The organism is uncultured Nostoc sp., from assembly GCF_937863485.1.
In the GTDB taxonomy this organism is placed as follows: Bacteria; Cyanobacteriota; Cyanobacteriia; order Cyanobacteriales; family Nostocaceae; genus Nostoc.
The window spans coordinates 1-18,889 of sequence record NZ_CALMFY010000198.1 but is presented as its reverse complement, the minus strand read 5'-3'; the positions used below and the strand labels follow the sequence as shown (position 1 = coordinate 18,889).

Here is an 18,889-nt window from a genome sequence, read left to right as displayed (position 1 = left end):
GTTGTTTGGACTAACTTATGAATTTGCAATGAAGTTTAACGCTTTTTAGGGATAGCGATCGCTCTAGGGTTTTCATCTGCCCATTAAAATCTCAAACCAACACCACCTTGTACGGAGATAGCTGTACCACCGCTATCACGGTAGGCATCAAAAGCAATGATGGCGTTGCCAAAAAGGACAGTATTGCTATTTGGGATCATATAATCAATGCCCGGTTGTAAAGCAAAGCTAATTTTGTCGCCCACAGGAGAAGAACCACCACCACCAGCCAACACTAACCCAGCACCCAGGTAGGCATCAGCTTGCCAGTTAAGGGGGAAATCGTAAGAAACCGTTGGTACAACTGCCGTATTATTACCAATTAATACTTGGGCGCGGAGTGAAATTGGCGCTTCCAAAAGCTTGTAGCGTCCCGCTATAACTCCCCCGAATTGGATACCATCCGTAAAACCAATAGTGGGGCCTATACCGATATAGCTGCCATAGGCTACCTGAGCTTGTGCTGGTTTAGTACTCGCCAGACTCAAGACCAAGCCAGCCCCTAAAACTGAAACCAAATATGGAATATACTTCATAACCGAACTCCTCACACCATTTTGTTATTGGGCATTGGGCAATTCAATTTTAGATAATGCAATTGACGATAGCGCAGCGTAAAGCCTGCGGCATGGCAACTCTTAGAGAGTCTGCGTACTCCTACGGAGAAGCAAGCTAGCAAGAGCGTCTCGTAGAGAGCGTCTTTTGGATTAAACTTCAATTCTTTAATCCAAAATCTAAAATCTAAAATTCTTGCTCCCCTGCCCCCTCCATTCTACGGGCAACGGGGATGAATGCCTCCTTGAGTACAAATGTACGCTAATTGCTTGGCATCTAAATTTTTGGCTTGAGAAAAATCAACGCCTTGGACTACGGCAGATACTGAGCCTAAATCTGGGGTTTGGACAAATTGATCTGCTGGATCTTGTTTGCTAGGGGCGAGAATTGCCCCCTTAAAATCTGCTCCTGCTACATTTGCCCCTCGTAAATCTGCAAGACTCAAGTCGGCATTTTGCAAGTTGACGTTTTCCATCTGGGCAGAGCGCAAAACAGCACCAGCCAGACGTGTGGCGCTCAGGTTGGCATTGCTGAGATTAGCACGATCCAAATAGGCTCCTGATAAATCTGCCCCTTGCCAATCAGTGTTAGTTAAGTTGGCAAAGGATAATTGTGTTCCGATAGCAGTGACGCGACCTAAACGCGCAGCGTACAGATTGGCTTCGTTCAATTTAGCGTCGCCTAAATCTGCTCCAGTCAAGCTGGCTTTTTCCAAAACTGCGTTTCGCAGATCGGCTCCTACTAGTTGGGTGCTGTTGAGTTTAGCGTCAAATAGACGCGCGTTGGATAAGTTGGCTCTGTTAAGAGTGGCGCGGCTCAAATCGATCCGGTTCATCAAGACGCGACTGAGGTTAGCATCAGTAAGATTGGCTTGCTGCAACTGAGCTTGGCTTAAATCAGCCATCACATCGTCGTAGGTATCCCAGCGTCCATCTTCACCCGCACTCCGGAAGCGGCTACCCTTCAAACTGGCTTGGTTAAGATTTGCAGATTTTAACTTAACTCCTGATAAATCAACGTTGTCTAATACCAAGTTGAAGAAGGAACTTCCCGGAGTACCGCTTTGACCTAATTGGGTGCTACTAAGGTCAACGCCCTCGATTTTACCACTGTAAACAGAGAGAATCTTGTTGATCGTCCGCTGGTTTCTTTGTAGCCGCCCTTGCCGCAATTCCCGCTCTTGGGTTGCAGTACTACCCACAGACTCCAGTTTACCCACCAAAAACAGATTCTTATTTTTTAGTTCCGGGATGGCTTTGGGCCCGACAGTTGTCAAAGCTTGTTGAATCGTATCCACGAGGCTGGGGTTGGTTTCGCTAACTAAGAGATCCGCCAGAAATTTAATGGATTGTGGGTCATTAAGACCACCCATAGCCAGAATTGCACTTTGGCGTTGCTCGTTAGTCGCCCCAGAGTTGGGACTCAATTGTTTGACGAGTTCGAGGAACTGTTGGCTGTTGATTTGCTTAGTTGCTCGCTGGGATTGTTGAATTTGGATATAGACTTGAGTGCCGATTAAAGTTGCCAACACAGCAGTCATGCTTGTAAGCCCTACCCCAAACAAAGTCAGATTAGGATTTTGCTGGATCTGCCGCCATAAATTAGGCGACTGGTTGGTTTGGGCTGCTGCTAATTCTTCATTTCCCTCTTGCCATTCTTCTGCTTGATCATTACCGCCAGCAGACTGAGCTTGTCTGTTGTTAGCCAAGAGTGAGGAGGGCAAGGGGCGAGCCGCATCTATTGTATAAGTGCCTGCAAGTTGATCATGTAGTGCGCGACGCCCCCGGCGTGATGGTAAGCCTATCCCTTCACCCACAATCATTAACAAAGACAAAAATGTGAATAATCCTAAATTAGGAAAAGCAAAGCTGTAGCGCCACAGCAGATAGGCGATGGAAATAGGTACAGTCCAACGCCCAACTCCTTCTCTAATTACAACTGCCCCCAATCCGGGTGGCTTGCCTTGCTCGTTGACAACCCGCACTTTTAACCAACGTTTAGGAATTGTGCTACCAGTCTTAGCCAGTAAATACAATTGCCACCACGAGAGAGTTACAGGCGCTAACAGGGCGATTGTCCACAAAATATTAGTCGGCCATGCTACGTTACGGATGCCATAGCTCACAGGCAGAGCCAGGGGTCTAGCGATTGCTCTTTCGGTGACTACCAGTATGGGGTTAAGCGGCACTCGATTAAAATCGCTTCTAGAATTGGCATAGACACCAATGCCAAAGGGAATCAACCCACTGGTAACTACTAGTGTGATTTCAGCCGCCCAAGCAGCAAAACGCCTACTTGATAGCAACAGCGAATTGGCTCTTTCCGGTTTTTTTGACTGACCAGATTGATTACTTCTGTTGACAATTGGTGTCGTCATCGCATAATTCCCTTTGACATTATTTCTACGCCGCGATCAGCACAATTAAAATAGACTAAGCTAATCAGCAAAAACAAAAGCATATTGAAATAGAATTTAGGAGTCATAAGTCAGAAGCCTTTTGTATTCTGGCTCCTGACTCTCATAACTCCAGGCAGAGTGCAAAGTAAATGCATATCAACATCAATTATTGCTTACCTTGAAAGCTACTAGACGCAAAAAATTTGTATCCAACATACACTAACACTGCCAAAAATGCCAGACTAATTACAGATGCAACTAGTTTAAACACTGCTTGCAGCATCGCCAAGCCTACTAGCACCGTCACACCTGAAACTACCAGCTTTTTCGCCCCAGATAAGCTGTTGAACCAAATCTGAAATCGCTCCAGTTGCAAGTTCAAGTTGGCAAAAACAGACTGACGGATCTGTTTTTGTTCTTGTGGTTGGGGAACCACTTTAGGCGAAGAATTAATCTCTGCCTCTAGCTTATCGAGGCGACGCTGCAAGTCTTCTTCTCTTTGAGGATTCATCAATTTTTTCTACCTCAGCTAGGTCACTTATTCGACAGCAAACCAATCAAATTCTATTTTTGGTGCTTGTCTTAGTGATTTTAGCTAATGTCTGTGTGTGCAATGCCTTTCTGACGGGTAAAAATTATAATGATTTATGGAAGATTAACGTCTTACGGATTGAAGTGCGAAATGTCCGGTGAAATCTTTTGGTGCAAAAGCGCCACGGAACATAGATAATTTGCACGATTGATGGTCTCTACACCCATCAATCTTCACAAACAATCCTTAAATGAATGGTATTGCTTTATACGACAGTTTTTGGAACTAAGACGGATTGCTGTCGTCTATTAAATCAGACTATATAACATTGCTCTAGAAAAAATCTGGAGCATTAATTAAAATGAAAACGCTTAGGCTACTTAGAATTGTTCCCACAGCTTTGGCGATCAGTTTAGTTTTCACTGAGGCTAATTTGGCACAGACACCAACAATCCAAATTAATCGGAATCTCCAATCAGATCCACTGATTTTGAACGGAAAGTCTGGGGGAACAGTCAAAAGTAATTGTGGCAATATTACCACTGAACCTAGTCAAGTGATCCAGGTTACAGAGTCACTACCTTATTTGCGATTAACAGTAGAGAGTCAAGGCAAGCCAACGCTGTTGCTCAACGGGCCTGGGGGGCGCTTTTGTGTAATGGCAGATAGTTACTCTGGAGGCAAGTCAGAAGTTTCTGGTTACTGGCAGGCAGGAAAATACTCGCTGTATGTGGGCGAATTATCCAAGCAACAGTATAGCTATACCCTCTCAATCTCACAACAAACAAAATAAATAGTCATTTGTCCTTTATTAATGACTCATGACCAGTGAGCAACAACCTTGACCAGAAACAAAAAGGTACAAGCCCCTAAATTTATTTATGGAAAATAAAAAAAATGTATTTCGAGATACGTAGTACAAGAAATACTACGTCAGTTGACTCAGAGCAACTAAATTTATTTATGGGGTTCAAAATGTTTGAATGAGTGACTTTTGAATGAGTGACTTTTGACTTCCCCGAACGCAAGAGCGTCCCGTAGGGAAGGGGCTGACTAATCTTCCAGTGATTGGGCTGGAACTTCGACAGCAGTGACATCAATTGTGCCTTCTGGTGCGAAGCGCTGGAAATGACTGTTTTGTACTAACAGCGACTCTCCACAGTTAGGACATTGCAACTGACTGTTATTTAAACCTGTAAATTCATATCCACAGACGGGACACTGGTCAGCAACCAAGTTGCGTTGCAGCCACCAACGAAAGCCAAAAAAAGCCACAATGGGTGCCAACAACAGCAACCCGAAAATAATTAGTAACGAATTAACCAACCAACCCAAGCCCACTGATGCCAACAACCAAATAAGTGCCAGTAGGGTGAGCCAAGGGCGGAGATTTAAAAGATTCAATTGAAATGACTTAAAGCTCATTTTTTAAATGTCGTCCTGCTGCTATACAAAACTTGACCAAACTTTTTTAGAGCTAGTCATTCAACTAAAGAAAACTTTAGAGGGTCTGCTTCTTGTTTCAACCAAGGGAGTCAGCTCCTTCTTGTCCACAAGCGTAAATTCGGGTGTAGCCCACCCTACTTTTATCTTATTTTAACGAGTATTTTCTTGAAGCTTTTAGCCATTGTTCATCCATTATTTTCAGCTTAGTTTTATTTTCCCTCCCTCTAGGATAGCGATTTTAGTCATAAGTCATTTGGACTTAAATGGATCTATTACTGAGGATAGAAGCATTTTTTGCAAGTGCTGTTGGAAGGCATCTATACCAAACAGAGTGATCGCTTGTTCTCGCAGCCACTCTCGATCACAACGCTGGTCATCCCCTTGAAGCATTTCTATACAAGCTGCTGCTACAGCATCAGGACTGCGGTGTGGTACTCGCCATCCCAGTTTACCATCTTGTAAGGGGTCAGCGGAGCCATCGTCGTCACCGGATAATACAGGTACTCCACAAGCCATTGCCTCCAGATAAACAATGCCAAAGCCTTCTTGCGAAGGCATAATGTAGGCATCAGCAAGGCAGTAATGTTCCATTAATTCTTCTGTAGCAATGAAACCAGCAAACACGACGCGCTCGCTCACACCTAAATTTTTTGCAAGTTTAGCTAATCGCGGTTGGTCATCACCGCGACCAATTACCAAATATTTCACTTCTGGAAAAACCTGAGCGATTTGTGGTAATGCCCGAATCGTTACATCTACACCCTTGTAAATATCCCCTGACCATAACCGCGCGACTGTCATTAATACCTTAGCACCAGTTAAGCTATACTTCTGGACTAGTTCTGGCTGCTTGCAACCAGGAGTAAATTTATCCCCATCAATTGCACAAGGCATCATCTCTACGATTTTGGGGTTTAGAGCATTAGCAAGACAAGCGCGATCGCGGCTGTAGCGACTAATTGTCCAAATTCTATCTGCTGATGTCAGGGCGTGACGTTCTTGATTTTTCAGCGGTTCCCAGACTTCTTTGCCGTAAGTTAGTACGGTGTAAGGAATCCCCAAGGGCTGGCAAAGAGTTTGTACTAATACTGCTAAGTTAATATGACCGCAGAAAACTTGCTGCGGTCGGCTTTGCAACAGACACTTAAGTAAAGCTGCTGCCATTTGCAGTCTCCCCAAATAAGGAGACTGATTTTTAAAGTAATGAAATTTTAAGTTCTCGTCTTCAAACGGATTTAAGCTATCAGGACTATCTCGCAGTAAAAAGACTTCTGCCTTGTAGACTTGGCTAAATCTCAGATAGGCGCGAAAAATATCTTTTATATATGATTGAATACCACCTTCGTGGGCAAAAATTTCTAAAAACACGAAGACATGGTTAGTCTTTTTGTTAACTTTATCACCTAACTTTAGGTTTTCTGTCACTGTAGTGATCTGCATGTTAGATTATTGACACTCGCGGTATAAGGCGCGATCGCACCGCTTTGTAACCGCTCTAAATCTGTTTTTACCATTTTTTCTAAAAGTTTTTCAAAGCTCACTTGGGGTTCCCAGCCGAGGTTTCTTTTAGCTTTACTGCGGTTAGCTACTAAGTTAAAATGCTCATCTTTTCGCAATAAACTGGTATTTTGGACTACATGATGCGTCCAATCCAATCCGACAGACTCAAAGGCTGTGGCAACTAAATCTCTAACACTGTGTAGTTTCCCAGTACCAATCACATATTCTTCTGGCTGATCAACTTGCAACATTAACCACATTGCTTTTACGTAATCTCCTGCAAATCCCCAATCGCGTTTGGCATCTAGATTACCCATTTCTAGAGTGTCAGTTAAACCCAATTTAATCGATGCAGCTGCCAAAGAAACTTTGCGGGTGACAAACTGAGGTGGCCGTAGAGGGGACTCATGGTTATATAAAATTCCACTACAGGCAAATAGTCCATAGCGCTGTCTGTGATGCACCATCGTCCAGTGGGTGTGCATCTTGGCCGCAGCATAGGGATTTTTGGGACGAAAAGGAGTTTCCTCATCTTGAGGCGAAATAAATACATCGCCAAACATTTCCGAACTGCTGGCTTGATAAAACCTGGTAGACAAACCAACCTGTCGTACTGCTTCCAAAAGCCTGGTAGCCGTACCAGTTATCAGATCCAGGGTTGCCAACGGGTCGTTCCAAGAGTCGGGTACAAAACTGGGAGCCGCCAAATTGTAAATTTCTTGGGGACGCAGCTGTTCAACTGCGGTCAACAGCGCCGCATTATCTCTCAAGTCAACCGTAAAAATTTCTACCTGATTTGCCAGTATTCCCAGTTTTGTCAAATTAGGTTGTCGATGCGGGGGTACTAATCCTACAACTCGGTAACCTCGGTTGAGGAGCAAATGGCTGAGATAGTAGCCATCTTGACCAGTTATTCCTGTAATTAGGGCTGTCTTAGTCATATGTCCCCTATCTCCTCTATCTCCATGAAGCACTAAATTGCACTTGTTAGAGAACAAAAATTAAGACTCTCAACACTGCTGACAAATCTTAACAAGAGAGCTAGTGTAACTCGAATGCTATCTTTACTGTATTCATTAATTCTTTTTATACAACAATATTCTTTGAGGCTTTACAAACAAATCATAATTGCTAAGTAATTTCACGTAAAAAACATATTACCCCAATTCACATCACACATTACTGAAAAAGAAGTACACCTTTATCAATCAAATAACTACATATTTGAGCAGAAACTGATTCTGCTGATGTTTCTGTTTTGAAGTGAGTGGCTCAACTTTGGGCAAAATCTCCGTACCCCTACGTAGATATTTCTCCGGACAACGGTCACCAGAGGAGAAGTTCTGTTTGTCTTACTCCTAAGTATAATCAAGCTACGCACAGCATTTCCAAGAGTTGACTAGTACAGGTCGGCGTCAGTTTGCTTACCTTGAACAAGGGATTTTGCCCCAAGTCTTGTCAACTGAGATGGTAGGTGGATTAACGCGCCCGATGCTGGTACTCCTTGCCTAAAACCGAAAATTGGCATCGGAAGTATTCTACCTTCCTTTAGCCTTGACTGCTTCACTTTTACTTTTGTGCTTCTACAGAGTATTTGACGATCAGGAGGCAATTTCTACCATCTGCACCACGTTCGTATACAACACGGTCAGCCAACCGCCGCAGGAGAAACCATCCATACCCGCCTACTTGCAGAGTCCCTGGGGCTGGTTCTGCGATCGCATCAGGATTGAAAGGTTTTCCATAATCCCAAATTCTAATCTCTAGTCGGTCAATCCACAGATAAACCTTAATCTCAATCGTTGTTTCTGGGGGTAAAGCATGATGAGCGTGACGAACAGCGTTGGTAAAGCCTTCTGCTAATGCTAAATTGAGGCGATCAAGTTGGGTTTTTGACCAGCCAAGTTGAGACAAATGTTGCAGACAAAATTGCTCGAACCATTCTTGCACCTGGTTTAGGAGACTGAGTTCGCTCTTAACCGTCAGATGGTCTTGCTGCACTATACTAAGCATTAACTGTGACTTAAGTACAAGTAAACCCAAGTTGCTAGTTATTAAATTTTGCCAATAGCGCAAAATTTCTCTGATATAGGAAAATCTCAATTGAGATATAGATATTCTGTGTACCAAAATACAAAACATCAACTATTTTGGCGCTTCCAGGATTATAACTAGCAACTTACGTTAAGTAAGTGAAAAATGTTTTTATTTGGTGACTTTTGGTGATTTGAGATTTTGGAATAGCTTTTCAATCCAAAACTGAAGATCCCAAATGCAAGCTGGACTCTTAAAAAAGAATCCAGAACTCAGGAATCTTTTCGTAAAGAATTTAGAACCGCCACTAAATTCTTTTAAACCAAATTTTCAATTTGGCGTGATGTTTCACCGTTTATTCAAGAGTCCTTCAATCCCCGTAGGGCTACGGTTGACGCTGAAAGACTCGAAGAGGATGCGTTATCCCCCAGACTACTTGCTACAACTTAAGTGATATCAGCAAAGCAGTTGTTCCCCTTGGGTGATGACACGTTGGCGCAGCCTCCAAGAGTTGAGGTTGGGCTAATGAATTGTTTATTGTTAAAATTAACGCCTGTAAATTTATTTCAAAAGCACATCTGCATATGCTCTTGAAACTCACAGGCGTCAAAGCACTTTGTGGTGACTAATTTAGAATAGTCCCAAGGTCAAAGATTTATCCAATGGTAAGGCAGCACCAATACCCAGCCACAGGGTGACAAGGGTACCAAAGAGGAATACTGTGGTTGCAACTGGACGGCGGAAAGGGTTTTGGAACTTATTGACGTTCTCAATAAAGGGAACGAGGATTAGCCCCACTGGTACCGAACCCATTGCTAACACTCCTAAAAGTTTGTTAGGAAGCGATCGCAAAATTTGGAAGACTGGATACAAGTACCACTCCGGCAAAATTTCCAATGGGGTGGCGAAAGGATTTGCTGGTTCACCGTTCATGGCAGGATCTAGCACAGCTAGAGCCACGATTGCAGCGAACGAACCCATGATCACGATTGGAAAGACGTAAAGTAGGTCATTAGGCCAAGCCGGTTCACCATAGTAATTGTGACCCATGCCTCTAGCGAGTTTGGCTCTTAACTGAGGATCACTCAGGTCAGGTTTTTTTTGTGTTGACATTTTAAAATGTGCTCTCCTGCTTAAGTTAAATTAAAGCATTTGTGAAAGCTATCAGCTACTAGGCAACCCTAACAGGCGGTAAACAGCGTTTCGTTTGTCTATCTTCGGTCAGCCGCCTGGAGGGTTTCTACAGCTTTAGGCTTCAAATACAAATGTTTGTTTTTGGAACTTATGTGCAATTAATTTCTTGTGTTTCATAAGTTTAGAACAAACAACTTGATCTGAAAACTGATAAATGTTGCCTTTCACTAATAGCTGAGATTACAAAGGACCGGAAATGCCTTGCTTGCGGATCATCAAGAAGTGAAACAACATGAAGACTGCAATCAACCAAGGCAGCACAAAGGTGTGGGCGCTGTAGTAACGAGTTAGTGTTGCTTGACCAACACTCGAACCGCCGCGCAGCAGGTCGGAGATCAGAACGCCAACCACAGGAATTGCTTCTGGTACGCCGCTAACGATTTTCACAGCCCAGTAGCCAATTTGGTCCCAAGGTAAGGAGTAGCCTGTGACTCCAAAGGAAACTGTAATCACAGCCAGGATGACGCCACTTATCCAGGTCAGTTCGCGGGGCTTTTTGAAACCACCAGTCAGGTAAACCCGGAAGGTGTGCAAAATCATCATCAATACCATCATGCTGGCAGACCAGCGATGGATGGAGCGAATTAGCCAACCGAAGTTCACTTCATTCATGATGTACTCTACTGAAGAAAAAGCTTCAGCAACTGTTGGCCTGTAGTAGAACGTCATGGCAAATCCAGTGGCAAACTGGATGAGAAAGCAAACCAAGGTAATTCCACCAAAGCAGTAAAAGATATTGACGTGGGGAGGGACGTACTTGCTAGTGACGTCTTCGGCGAGTGCCTGAATTTCCAGGCGTTCCTCAAACCAGTCGTAAACATTGGCCATACAATCTCAAGTCCCTAAGAATCGGTTGCGGTTGATAAATCCCGAAGTTCTAAATCGGCGACCAAAGTTCCGATAGACCCAAGCCTCGGCATCCTGCGGATTCGCCTTTAGGCTTTCCTGTTCCCCATTGGCGATAGCGTCTTTGCTGGAGTTGTCGTTACCGAGGAGTAGGGTAGCAGCAGAATTGTCTACGGACTTCTCAGAAGCCGCCGCTTAGACTTCTCTCCCAATTAGCAATTTTGGGATTTTAGTAAAGGAGAGTTTTTTTGTTTGCTTGTCAGCTTTCAGCGTGCTAAGAGTCTTCAGAAACTTTACACTCTGTAAAGAAGGAATATATTGCGATCTCTTTACGCCCCTGCACAGAAAAAGGTGGACACAAAGTAGATTTTATCCTTTGGTGAGTGAATACAACGCATCAGTTGAGTGAACAACTTGATGAGAGAAATGCACCACTTCTATAAAAAAAGTAACATAATCGAGAGATAGATTTCATCAACAACAGGGCAAGTGAGCATTTCTAGGCAATTTGGGTTGAGGTGGAATTGATAATGGGGTTCATGAACAAACAAGTCTTTCGGGTTGGATTTTCATTGTTAATGGCGTTTTGGCTGGCGTTTGGTACGCTCACCCAGCCAGTGATGGCTTTGACGACGGAACAAAAGTTGGTTTCCGAAGTTTGGCGAATTGTTAATCGCACTTATCTAGATGAGACGTTTAATCATCAAAACTGGGCAGCAGTCCGGCAAAAGGCTCTAGAGAAGCCGCTGTCGGACTCAAATGCCAGTTATGCGGCAATTGGGAGGATGCTCCAGAGCCTCGACGATCCTTTTACCCGCTTTTTAGATCCGGAACAGTACCGCAGCTTACAGGTCAATACTTCTGGGGAACTGACTGGGGTAGGATTACAAATTGCCCTAAATGCTAAGACTGGGAAGTTGGAAGTAGTGGCTCCCATAGCAGGTTCACCAGCAGATAAAGCGGGGATTAGACCACGCGATCGCATTCTCAAAATTGAAGGCACCTCCACAGAAAATCTCACCCTTGATGAAGCTGCAACTAAGATGCGTGGCCCGAGTGGCAGCCTTGTCACTCTCCTGATCGAACGGGATGGAGAGGCAGAAACAGAAATTAGGCTAACACGCGATCGCATTGCTCTTAACCCTGTGGTTTCCGAATTACGTGTTTCCACTGAGGACACGCCCATTGGCTACCTCCGCCTCACTCAATTCAATGCCAACGCCTCAACGGAATTGGCACACGCTATTTCTAGTCTAGAAAAAAAAGGCGCTACTGCCTACATTCTAGATTTGCGAAATAATCCTGGAGGGCTATTGCAATCAGGAATTGAAATCGCCCGTCTATGGTTAGACTCTGGCACTATTGTCTACACTGTTAACCGACAAGGGATTCAAGGTAGTTTTGAAGCGTCTGGATCAGCCCTGACAAACGCTCCTCTCGTTATTTTGGTAAATCAAGGAAGTGCCAGTGCTAGTGAGATTCTCGCCGGCGCACTGCAAGATAACCGTCGTGCTCAGTTGGTAGGTGAAACTACCTTTGGCAAGGGACTAATTCAATCCTTATTTGAATTGTCAGATGGCTCGGGCTTGGCAGTCACAATTGCTAAGTACGAAACTCCTCAACACCGGGATATTAATAAACTAGGTATTAAGCCAGATAAAGTGATTTCCCAAGATCCAATTAACCGCGAACAGATTGGCACCCCAGAGGATCTGCAATATCAAGCAGCGGTGGAACTTTTGGTTGAAAACTCGGTAGTGGCGGGAAAGACTTAAAAAGCTAGAAGTTAGGAGTTTGCCTTGTTCCCAGTCTCTGACTGGGAATAACCAAATAAATTGTTATCCGATAGCTCTTGAACGTATTGCTGCCTATAAATACGAGCACATTTAGACCATAGAAACCAGAGTCTTCCATCAAACGCAACAGCTTTTTGTGCTGAACTTGCTTTTTGTTAGTAACTATGAGATATTTTATCTGAGATTTGAAATACTGTATTACTATCGAATTGCTGTAAATTACTGATAAGTACTAGGGTGTATTAACTTTTTGACATGAATTTAAGTTTTTTCAGAAAGCATCCACTGTTGTTTGTCATCATAATTTTATTTGGGCTTTTTTTCAGTAGTACAGTAGTTGCTGCCAACTTAAAATTGTATTTCGCTGCTCATAACTCTGGATCACTACAATCAGCAAATCCTCAAGCTATTACGAGCGCAGATCAACAACTACGTATAGATAAATTACTAAAATTGATCCAGCAGCGATTGTTAATTGCACATGATGTAGCCCGGTGGAAATGGAATCACAAACGTCCTATTGAGGATCTAAAACGCGAACAAGAGTTGCTTTTAAAGGTTAGGCAACAAGCAAAAATCTCTAGTCTAGAACCCGATACAGTTGCAGCATTTTTTAAAGCACAAATAGAAGCAGGAAAACTCATCCAAACAGTTGATTTTCAAAACTGGCAAAAGCAAGGCATTAAATCTTTTCCTAACGCGCCAGACTTAAACCAAACATTACGACCATCGTTAGATAAATTAAACACTGAATTTGTCTTTGCTTTAACAAAAGTGACTTCTGTTCTAGGTTGTTCGCAGATACAGGAATTAATTCAGTCACGGTCTCAGGTGATTATTCAGGGAGATGGTATTGATCAGCAAGTACAGAGCCTAGCAATTTCACCCCTGCTGAAATTTCCAAGCGCTTCTTGCAAAGTGCGTAACTTCCGTTGATCGGGCTAGTGACACTCTAAGGGAACTCCAAGAAATAAATTATCCAATTTCACGCCTATCAAAACGACTTTCTCTCCCCCTGCTCCCTGCCCCCTGCCCCCTGCTTTAAAAGCGATGGGATATTTATTTATTTGGAAGTCCCTAATACCAACGCGAAGTAAGCCAATTCTATCCCTAAAGGGAGGGACTTTGTAGTAGCCCTAAGCTATCTATATTGAGAGAACAACACCGAGGAACTGTCAAATGCCAAAGCGCGCTGCCACGATTCAGGGAGGCAGAGCCTCCTAGTATTATGTTAACTGTTGAGCAGAGTTCTGGAAATTTCGATAAAGTTGGGCATTTTGCAGAGAAATTGCGACTTTAGCGCAAAGTAAGTTGAGCAGTTCGACGCGATCATTGGTAAATGCTCCAGTTGCTAAATTGTTTTCTAAGTACAACACGCCCAACAACTTACCTTGATCCAAAATCGGGCTACACAAGACACTCTTGGGCTGCTGTTGCTGAATGTAGGGGTCATTGATTAATTGTGGATGCACCGTGGCATCAATAATCACTGCCGGTTGTAAGCTGCGTTTGACGGTATTAATTAAGCTAACTGGCAGATCAACAGAGTCTTCAACAGGCTCTGGGTTGAGCAATATTGGGTAAAAATTGATCTGGGTAATTCCCTTGTTCTGTAGAAAGGAAAGCTGTGCTGACGCCTGAATCAGTAAACGACCTGACTCCAAAAGCATGAACACACACTTATCAGCTCCCGCATTTTCAATGACAATATGCAGCAATACTGAGAGCAGTTTTTCGAGTTCGATTTCGCCAGAAAGGGTTTGGGAAGCTTTGAGAATGGTAGCTAAATCCAAAGCAACAGAGAGGCTGCTACTACTAGAAGTGGCAGAACTGGTAGAGGTGACACTTTCTAATGTAAAGATAGTTTCGTTGGTTGAGAGGGGAGAACGGGTTTGCTGGAGGATGGGGGCGAGTAATTGGGGATAGCGTTTTTCTAGGTCGGCGACTTTGGCTTTAGCACCCCAGCGAGCATAGCCATAGTAGGCTTGGGTCATATAGTCTTGAGCAATCCGTTCTTTGCCCCAGTTGAAGTAAAATTTGGCGGCTAGTTCATTGGCAAGTGCTTCTTCTTGGATGTAGCCTTGTTCTTTGGCTCCTTTGATGGCGCGATCGTAATAGTCTATTGCTTCTGCCCGATTGCCTAAGACCCGATACCGCTCGGCTTCGACCAAATCAAATTTGTGTTGAAAATTCATCGGTGCATGGGCTGCCCAGTAGTTGAGTTTTTTTTGGTTGGCAGCGATGCATTCCTTTATCTGCTCCTGTTCTGGGGCTGAGAGTTGCCCAAACCATGCTAGTTGGGCTAAAGACTCATAGAAATGAAAGATAGGTACATAAAAAAAAGCAAGGATAGCATCCAAATACTGTCTTGCCTGCCCAGCCTGTTCTACGGCTTGTTCAAACTCTGAAAACAGATAGGACACAACCAGTTTGTTAATCCACAGCAATGCTAATCCGGTGCGATCGCCCGTTGCTTGATGTAATGGAAGTTGATGCTGTTCATTGTAGGCTGCACCGCTCAACACCACAACGTCATCCGCATCCCCGATTAAATTCAGCAGAATTTGTCGAATCAACTGGGAATAGGTGAGAGTTAGATTTTGCTTGAGGTGCTTGAGCGCTTCACAATATTCCGCAATTTCCAACTCTAGTTGCCTTAAGTTCTGCCCTGTAAAATAGGAGTAAAAACCGTAGTTATACGCAGAGTAACCCGCGAAAGCCAGATCACCCACGTCTAAACAACTACAATAGGCAATCTGTAAGGGGTGTAATGTCTCACGCAGGTGCATTTTGCAATGCCTTGTGTACACACAGACTATTAATAAAGTTTTCCCCTTCAATTCTGAATTTTGATATCGTGATAGCAGGTCGAGGGCTAACTGACCAAATTCATAACCTAATTCAACCTTTTCCAACACGCCACACATCAATATCCCATAAGAGGCATAGCTAAAGGTCGAGGTTGATTCATTGCCATACACGACGGACAGATAAACCTTTTTTAAAATCACCAGTAAATACAGCAGTGGCTGATACACATAAGCAGAGGGTGCTACTGATGTCAAAATTCGAGCCGCCGCCAGGATGTTCGCATCCATTGCTTCGCTGAGGTTGAGTAACTCGGCAGGTAACCGCTCTCCAATCACATCTGAGACGTTACTAAAGGCATCCGCCACATCGTCCTGGGTAGGTGCTGCGGGCAGTTCTACTCCCAATTCCTTTAAGATGGCAAGAGCTGTTGCGATCGCTTGGGCAAACTGACCTTGAGCAGTTAATGCCTCAATCTTCACCTCATAAATGCTGATTTGATCTAATGGAGTTTTGGCGTGGTTCAGGACAAGGCTAGCGAAGCCTGCCATCTCCTCTAAGTCACCGGCCAAATAGGCGGCTTCTGTGGCGACTTGATGGAGTGCTAGGGTCAACTTATACTGATGCTGCCAACTGTTTTGGGCGAGTAACCCAATGCCCACCTGGGCATATTTGTAGGCAGCAGTATAGGCGATCGCTGCTTTTGCCTTGCGGCTTGCCATCAGGTTGAATTGGGCGAGGGCTTGACGTTCTGCGGATTGGATCAATTCAGCCGCAACGTTGAGTTGACTGACGATTTCAAAAATGCGTTCTTCCCGGTTGCTTTCGGGGGTGTTACTCAGGAGTAACTGTCCAATTTTTAGGTGAACGAGTTGTTTTTCATCGGTGGGAATCAGGGAGTATGCCGCTTGCTGGACGCGATCGTGCAAGAATTTGTAAACACAGGTGTCAACCTTCTGTGCTGATGTTTGGATTGGGGGAACTGATGACTCGGTTTGATAAAACTTGTAAACCTGATTGGTTGGAATGACAAATCCTTCTTGCAATGCTTTCCACAAGTCCGAAGCGGTTTCTGCCTGCGACTTCTGATAAACGATCGCCAGTGTTGCTAAATCAAACTGATTGCCAATACAGGCTGCCAGTTTAAGTATCGCTTGCGTCTGGGTGGGCAACTTTTGCAGTTGAATTGCCATGAACTCTACGACATTATCCGTTAGGGCAAGCGATGTCTCTTGACTCGCCGCTGCGCCTCTGGGCACAAGTGCCAGATCAAACTGCCACAAACCTGTATGCCAATCAAAGGTAATTCCTCCTTCCTTATGTAATACCTTGAGAAACTGGGTTGTAAAAAAGGGATTCCCTTTGGCTTTTTGATAAACTAATCTAGTTAACGGCAGGGCAGCTTCTGTTGAACAACTTAATGTATCGGCAATCAAACCATTCACATCAGTCTGACTCAAAGGAGCTAATGTAATCGTGTTGACCGTGGCTCCCTTCTCAATCTCTTCCAGGGTAAGCATCAACGGATGAGCCGCAAATACTTCGTTATCGCGGTATGCGCCAATAATCAACAGATAACCCCTCAGAGTTTCACCCATCAACAGCCTGATTAAATTCAGGGATGCTGAATCTGCCCACTGTAAATCGTCGAGGAACAACACCAACGGATGCTCTATTGTGGTGAACACCTGAATAAACTTGACAAACAGCAAATTGAAGCGGTTCTGTGCAGCATTACCCGATAATTCTGGTGCAGGCGGTTGCTTGCCAATAATCTGTTCTAATTCTGGAATCACTTTAATCATCACCTGTCCACTCTCAGACATTACAGACAGAATTTTGTTTCGCCACTGCTCCAGTTGAGCATCGCTTTGACTGAGCAGCTGTGCCATCAAGTCGCGGAAAGCTTGCACAAAGGCAGACATGGGAATGTTGCGATTGAACTGGTCATACTTCCCTTTGATGAAGTACCCATTCCACCGGACGATGGGCTTATGCACTTCATTTACCACGGCAGTTTTGCCAATGCCGGAGAAACCTGCTACCAGCATCAATTCTGATGCACCATTGGCAACCCGCCCAAATACCTCCAGTAAGGTTTCTACTTCCGGTTCCCGTCCGTAGAGTTTTTCTCTGATCAGAAAGCGATCGCTATTATCGTGCTGTCCTAAATCAAACCAACTATGTTTGCCTGTTTTCCACCATTGTTCTAAGCAGGTTACTAAGTCATATTTTAGTCCCAGCGCACTCTGGTAGCGGTCTTCGGCGTTCTTCGCCATCAACTTGCAGATGATCTCTCCCAGCATCAAGGGCATTTCGGAGTTGAGATTACAGATAGAGTCAGGCTGTTTGGCGATATGGCAATGCACCAACTCCATCGGCTTATCGGACTCAAAGGGCAGTTGTCCACTCAGTAGTTCAAAGAAAGTCACACCTAATGAATAGAAGTCGCTGCGGTAGTCAATACCCCGGTTCATCCGTCCAGTTTGCTCTGGCGATAGATACGCCAGCGTTCCCTCCAGTCCGTTGGGACTTTGGATCTCTTGGGTTTCTCGTGGTAAAAGCGAGGCAATACTGAAGTCAATCAGCTTAATTTCTCTGGTGTCAGGATGAATCAGGATGTGGGCTGGCTTGATGTCTTTGTGAATGATGTGCTGTTGATGTAACTCGTGTAAAGTGTCTATCAGTTGCAGCGCAATCGGGAGGAATCGCTTTAAAGTCAGTGATCGTCCTTGGCTAAATTCCCGCAGGGAAATGCCACTAAAGTCTTCCATTACTAAGGCGTAGCCGTTTTCATAGAGTTCCAAGCTGTAGGGTTTAATGATGCTAGGAATATCTAGGTTTTTGGCGATCGCATATTGGTTGCTAAACTGTACCAATTCGCTGAAACTGGGGTATTCTCGTTTTAAGAGCTTGATGATCACTGGTTGGCGATCGCATTCTCGTACTGCCCGATACACTTGAGTGCGAGAACTTGAATAAAGTCGCTCTCTGATTTGGTAGCCAGCGATCCTTACACTTCCATCAAGTTTTGCGCTCATAAATTTTTACGAGAATTCCTCTTTACTAAGGTTAGAATTCCCCAGACAACATATTTTTTAACTTATATTTTACACCAGTATCAACAACCGCCATAGTTTAAAAACCTATGGTTAATATTGCATTCCTCTTTAGAGTAGTCCTTTGAAGGTGACTCCTAAAATCTATTTTTTTCTCTGATATCTCTATGTTTAGTGCAGCTTAAAAGTAATTTATGCAACTACATAATTACACGAAACACAGAGTGAAGAGATTAAAGAGGAATTTTTTGACCAAGATTTTTACTCACCTTGAAAGGGCTAGTCCTAACCAATTATCTATGAGGTTGCATAGAACAAGAAGATTTTGCCCAAAGTCTGACCAAGCCTGATTTTGTGTAGTTTCACAAAGAATTGGTATAAGTCCTATAAGTTAACAAACGTTGGAAAATTTGCATTGGGGATTGGGAACTTGGGATAAGTCTTTGATAACTCGTGAACGAGTCTTTGAACTGCGTTAATGAGTCTTTGAACTCCGTGAACGAGTCTTTGAACTCCGTGAACGAGTCTTTGAACTCCGTTAACGAGTCTTTGAACTCCGTGAATGAGTCTTTGAACTCCGTGAATGAGTCTTTGATACTCGTGAACGAGTCTTTGAACTCCATGAACGAGTCTTTGAACTCCGTCAACGAGTCTTTGATACTCGTGAACGAGTCTTTGAACT

The 18,889-nt window shown here is 44.0% G+C and carries 13 protein-coding genes and 1 pseudogene; 3 read left to right on the top strand and 11 right to left on the bottom strand.

Annotated elements, in window-relative coordinates; translation table 11 throughout:
* Positions 1-83 precede the first annotated feature (83 nt).
* From Q0541_RS27015 to Q0541_RS27005, 3 genes are all read right to left on the bottom strand, one after another.
* Positions 84-575, bottom strand: a complete 492-nt coding sequence (locus Q0541_RS27015; protein ID WP_298918418.1) for a hypothetical protein — start codon at positions 573-575, stop codon at positions 84-86.
* Positions 576-811: 236 nt separating this feature from the next.
* Positions 812-2,971, bottom strand: a complete 2,160-nt coding sequence (locus Q0541_RS27010; RefSeq protein ID WP_298918414.1) for a pentapeptide repeat-containing protein — start codon at positions 2,969-2,971, stop codon at positions 812-814.
* A 187-nt stretch (positions 2,972-3,158) separates the two neighbouring features.
* On the bottom strand, positions 3,159-3,503 hold the full coding sequence (locus Q0541_RS27005) for a hypothetical protein (RefSeq protein ID WP_298918411.1): 345 nt from the start codon (positions 3,501-3,503) through the stop codon (positions 3,159-3,161).
* 382 nt (positions 3,504-3,885) lie between these two features.
* On the opposite strand from Q0541_RS27005, the gene Q0541_RS27000 reads away from it, so the two are divergent.
* Positions 3,886-4,317, top strand: a complete 432-nt coding sequence (locus Q0541_RS27000) for a hypothetical protein (RefSeq protein WP_298918408.1) — start codon at positions 3,886-3,888, stop codon at positions 4,315-4,317.
* Between the two features lie 260 nt (positions 4,318-4,577).
* Here Q0541_RS27000 and Q0541_RS26995 read toward each other — a convergent pair whose 3' ends face one another.
* The 6 genes from Q0541_RS26995 to petB form a co-directional block, all read right to left on the bottom strand.
* Positions 4,578-4,949 carry a hypothetical protein gene (locus tag Q0541_RS26995; protein WP_298918406.1) on the bottom strand — a complete coding sequence of 124 codons (372 nt, stop codon included), beginning with the start codon at positions 4,947-4,949 and terminating at the stop codon, positions 4,578-4,580.
* A gap of 270 nt (positions 4,950-5,219) precedes the next feature.
* The gene (locus tag Q0541_RS26990; RefSeq protein WP_298918403.1) at positions 5,220-6,410 is read right to left on the bottom strand and encodes a glycosyltransferase; all 1,191 of its coding nucleotides are present in this window, start codon (positions 6,408-6,410) and stop codon (positions 5,220-5,222) included.
* A complete protein-coding gene (locus tag Q0541_RS26985; protein ID WP_298918400.1) occupies positions 6,392-7,411 on the bottom strand; it encodes a GDP-mannose 4,6-dehydratase in 1,020 nt (339 codons plus the stop codon). Before Q0541_RS26985 ends, Q0541_RS26990 begins: the two co-directional genes overlap by 19 nt.
* A 628-nt stretch (positions 7,412-8,039) precedes the next feature.
* Positions 8,040-8,483: an anti-sigma regulatory factor gene (locus Q0541_RS26980; protein ID WP_273768440.1), complete on the bottom strand. Its 444-nt coding sequence runs from the start codon at positions 8,481-8,483 to the stop codon at positions 8,040-8,042.
* A 651-nt stretch (positions 8,484-9,134) separates the two neighbouring features.
* On the bottom strand, positions 9,135-9,617 hold the full coding sequence (petD, locus tag Q0541_RS26975; RefSeq protein WP_298918393.1) for a cytochrome b6-f complex subunit IV: 483 nt from the start codon (positions 9,615-9,617) through the stop codon (positions 9,135-9,137).
* A 261-nt stretch (positions 9,618-9,878) separates the two neighbouring features.
* On the bottom strand, positions 9,879-10,526 hold the full coding sequence (gene petB / locus Q0541_RS26970; protein ID WP_298918390.1) for a cytochrome b6: 648 nt from the start codon (positions 10,524-10,526) through the stop codon (positions 9,879-9,881).
* A 548-nt stretch (positions 10,527-11,074) separates the two neighbouring features.
* On the opposite strand from petB, the gene ctpA reads away from it, so the two are divergent.
* On the top strand, positions 11,075-12,319 hold the full coding sequence (gene ctpA, locus Q0541_RS26965; RefSeq protein WP_298918383.1) for a carboxyl-terminal processing protease CtpA: 1,245 nt from the start codon (positions 11,075-11,077) through the stop codon (positions 12,317-12,319).
* 276 nt (positions 12,320-12,595) lie between these two features.
* A complete protein-coding gene (aroQ, locus tag Q0541_RS26960; protein ID WP_298918379.1) occupies positions 12,596-13,276 on the top strand; it encodes a gamma subclass chorismate mutase AroQ in 681 nt (226 codons plus the stop codon).
* A gap of 290 nt (positions 13,277-13,566) precedes the next feature.
* On the opposite strand, the gene Q0541_RS26955 is transcribed toward aroQ, so the two are convergent.
* Entirely contained in the window at positions 13,567-18,189 is a 4,623-nt protein-coding gene (locus Q0541_RS26955) for an AAA family ATPase (protein WP_298918376.1), read from the bottom strand.
* A 402-nt stretch (positions 18,190-18,591) separates the two neighbouring features.
* Positions 18,592-18,889, bottom strand: a pseudogene (locus Q0541_RS26950) (hypothetical protein); the annotation flags it as partial.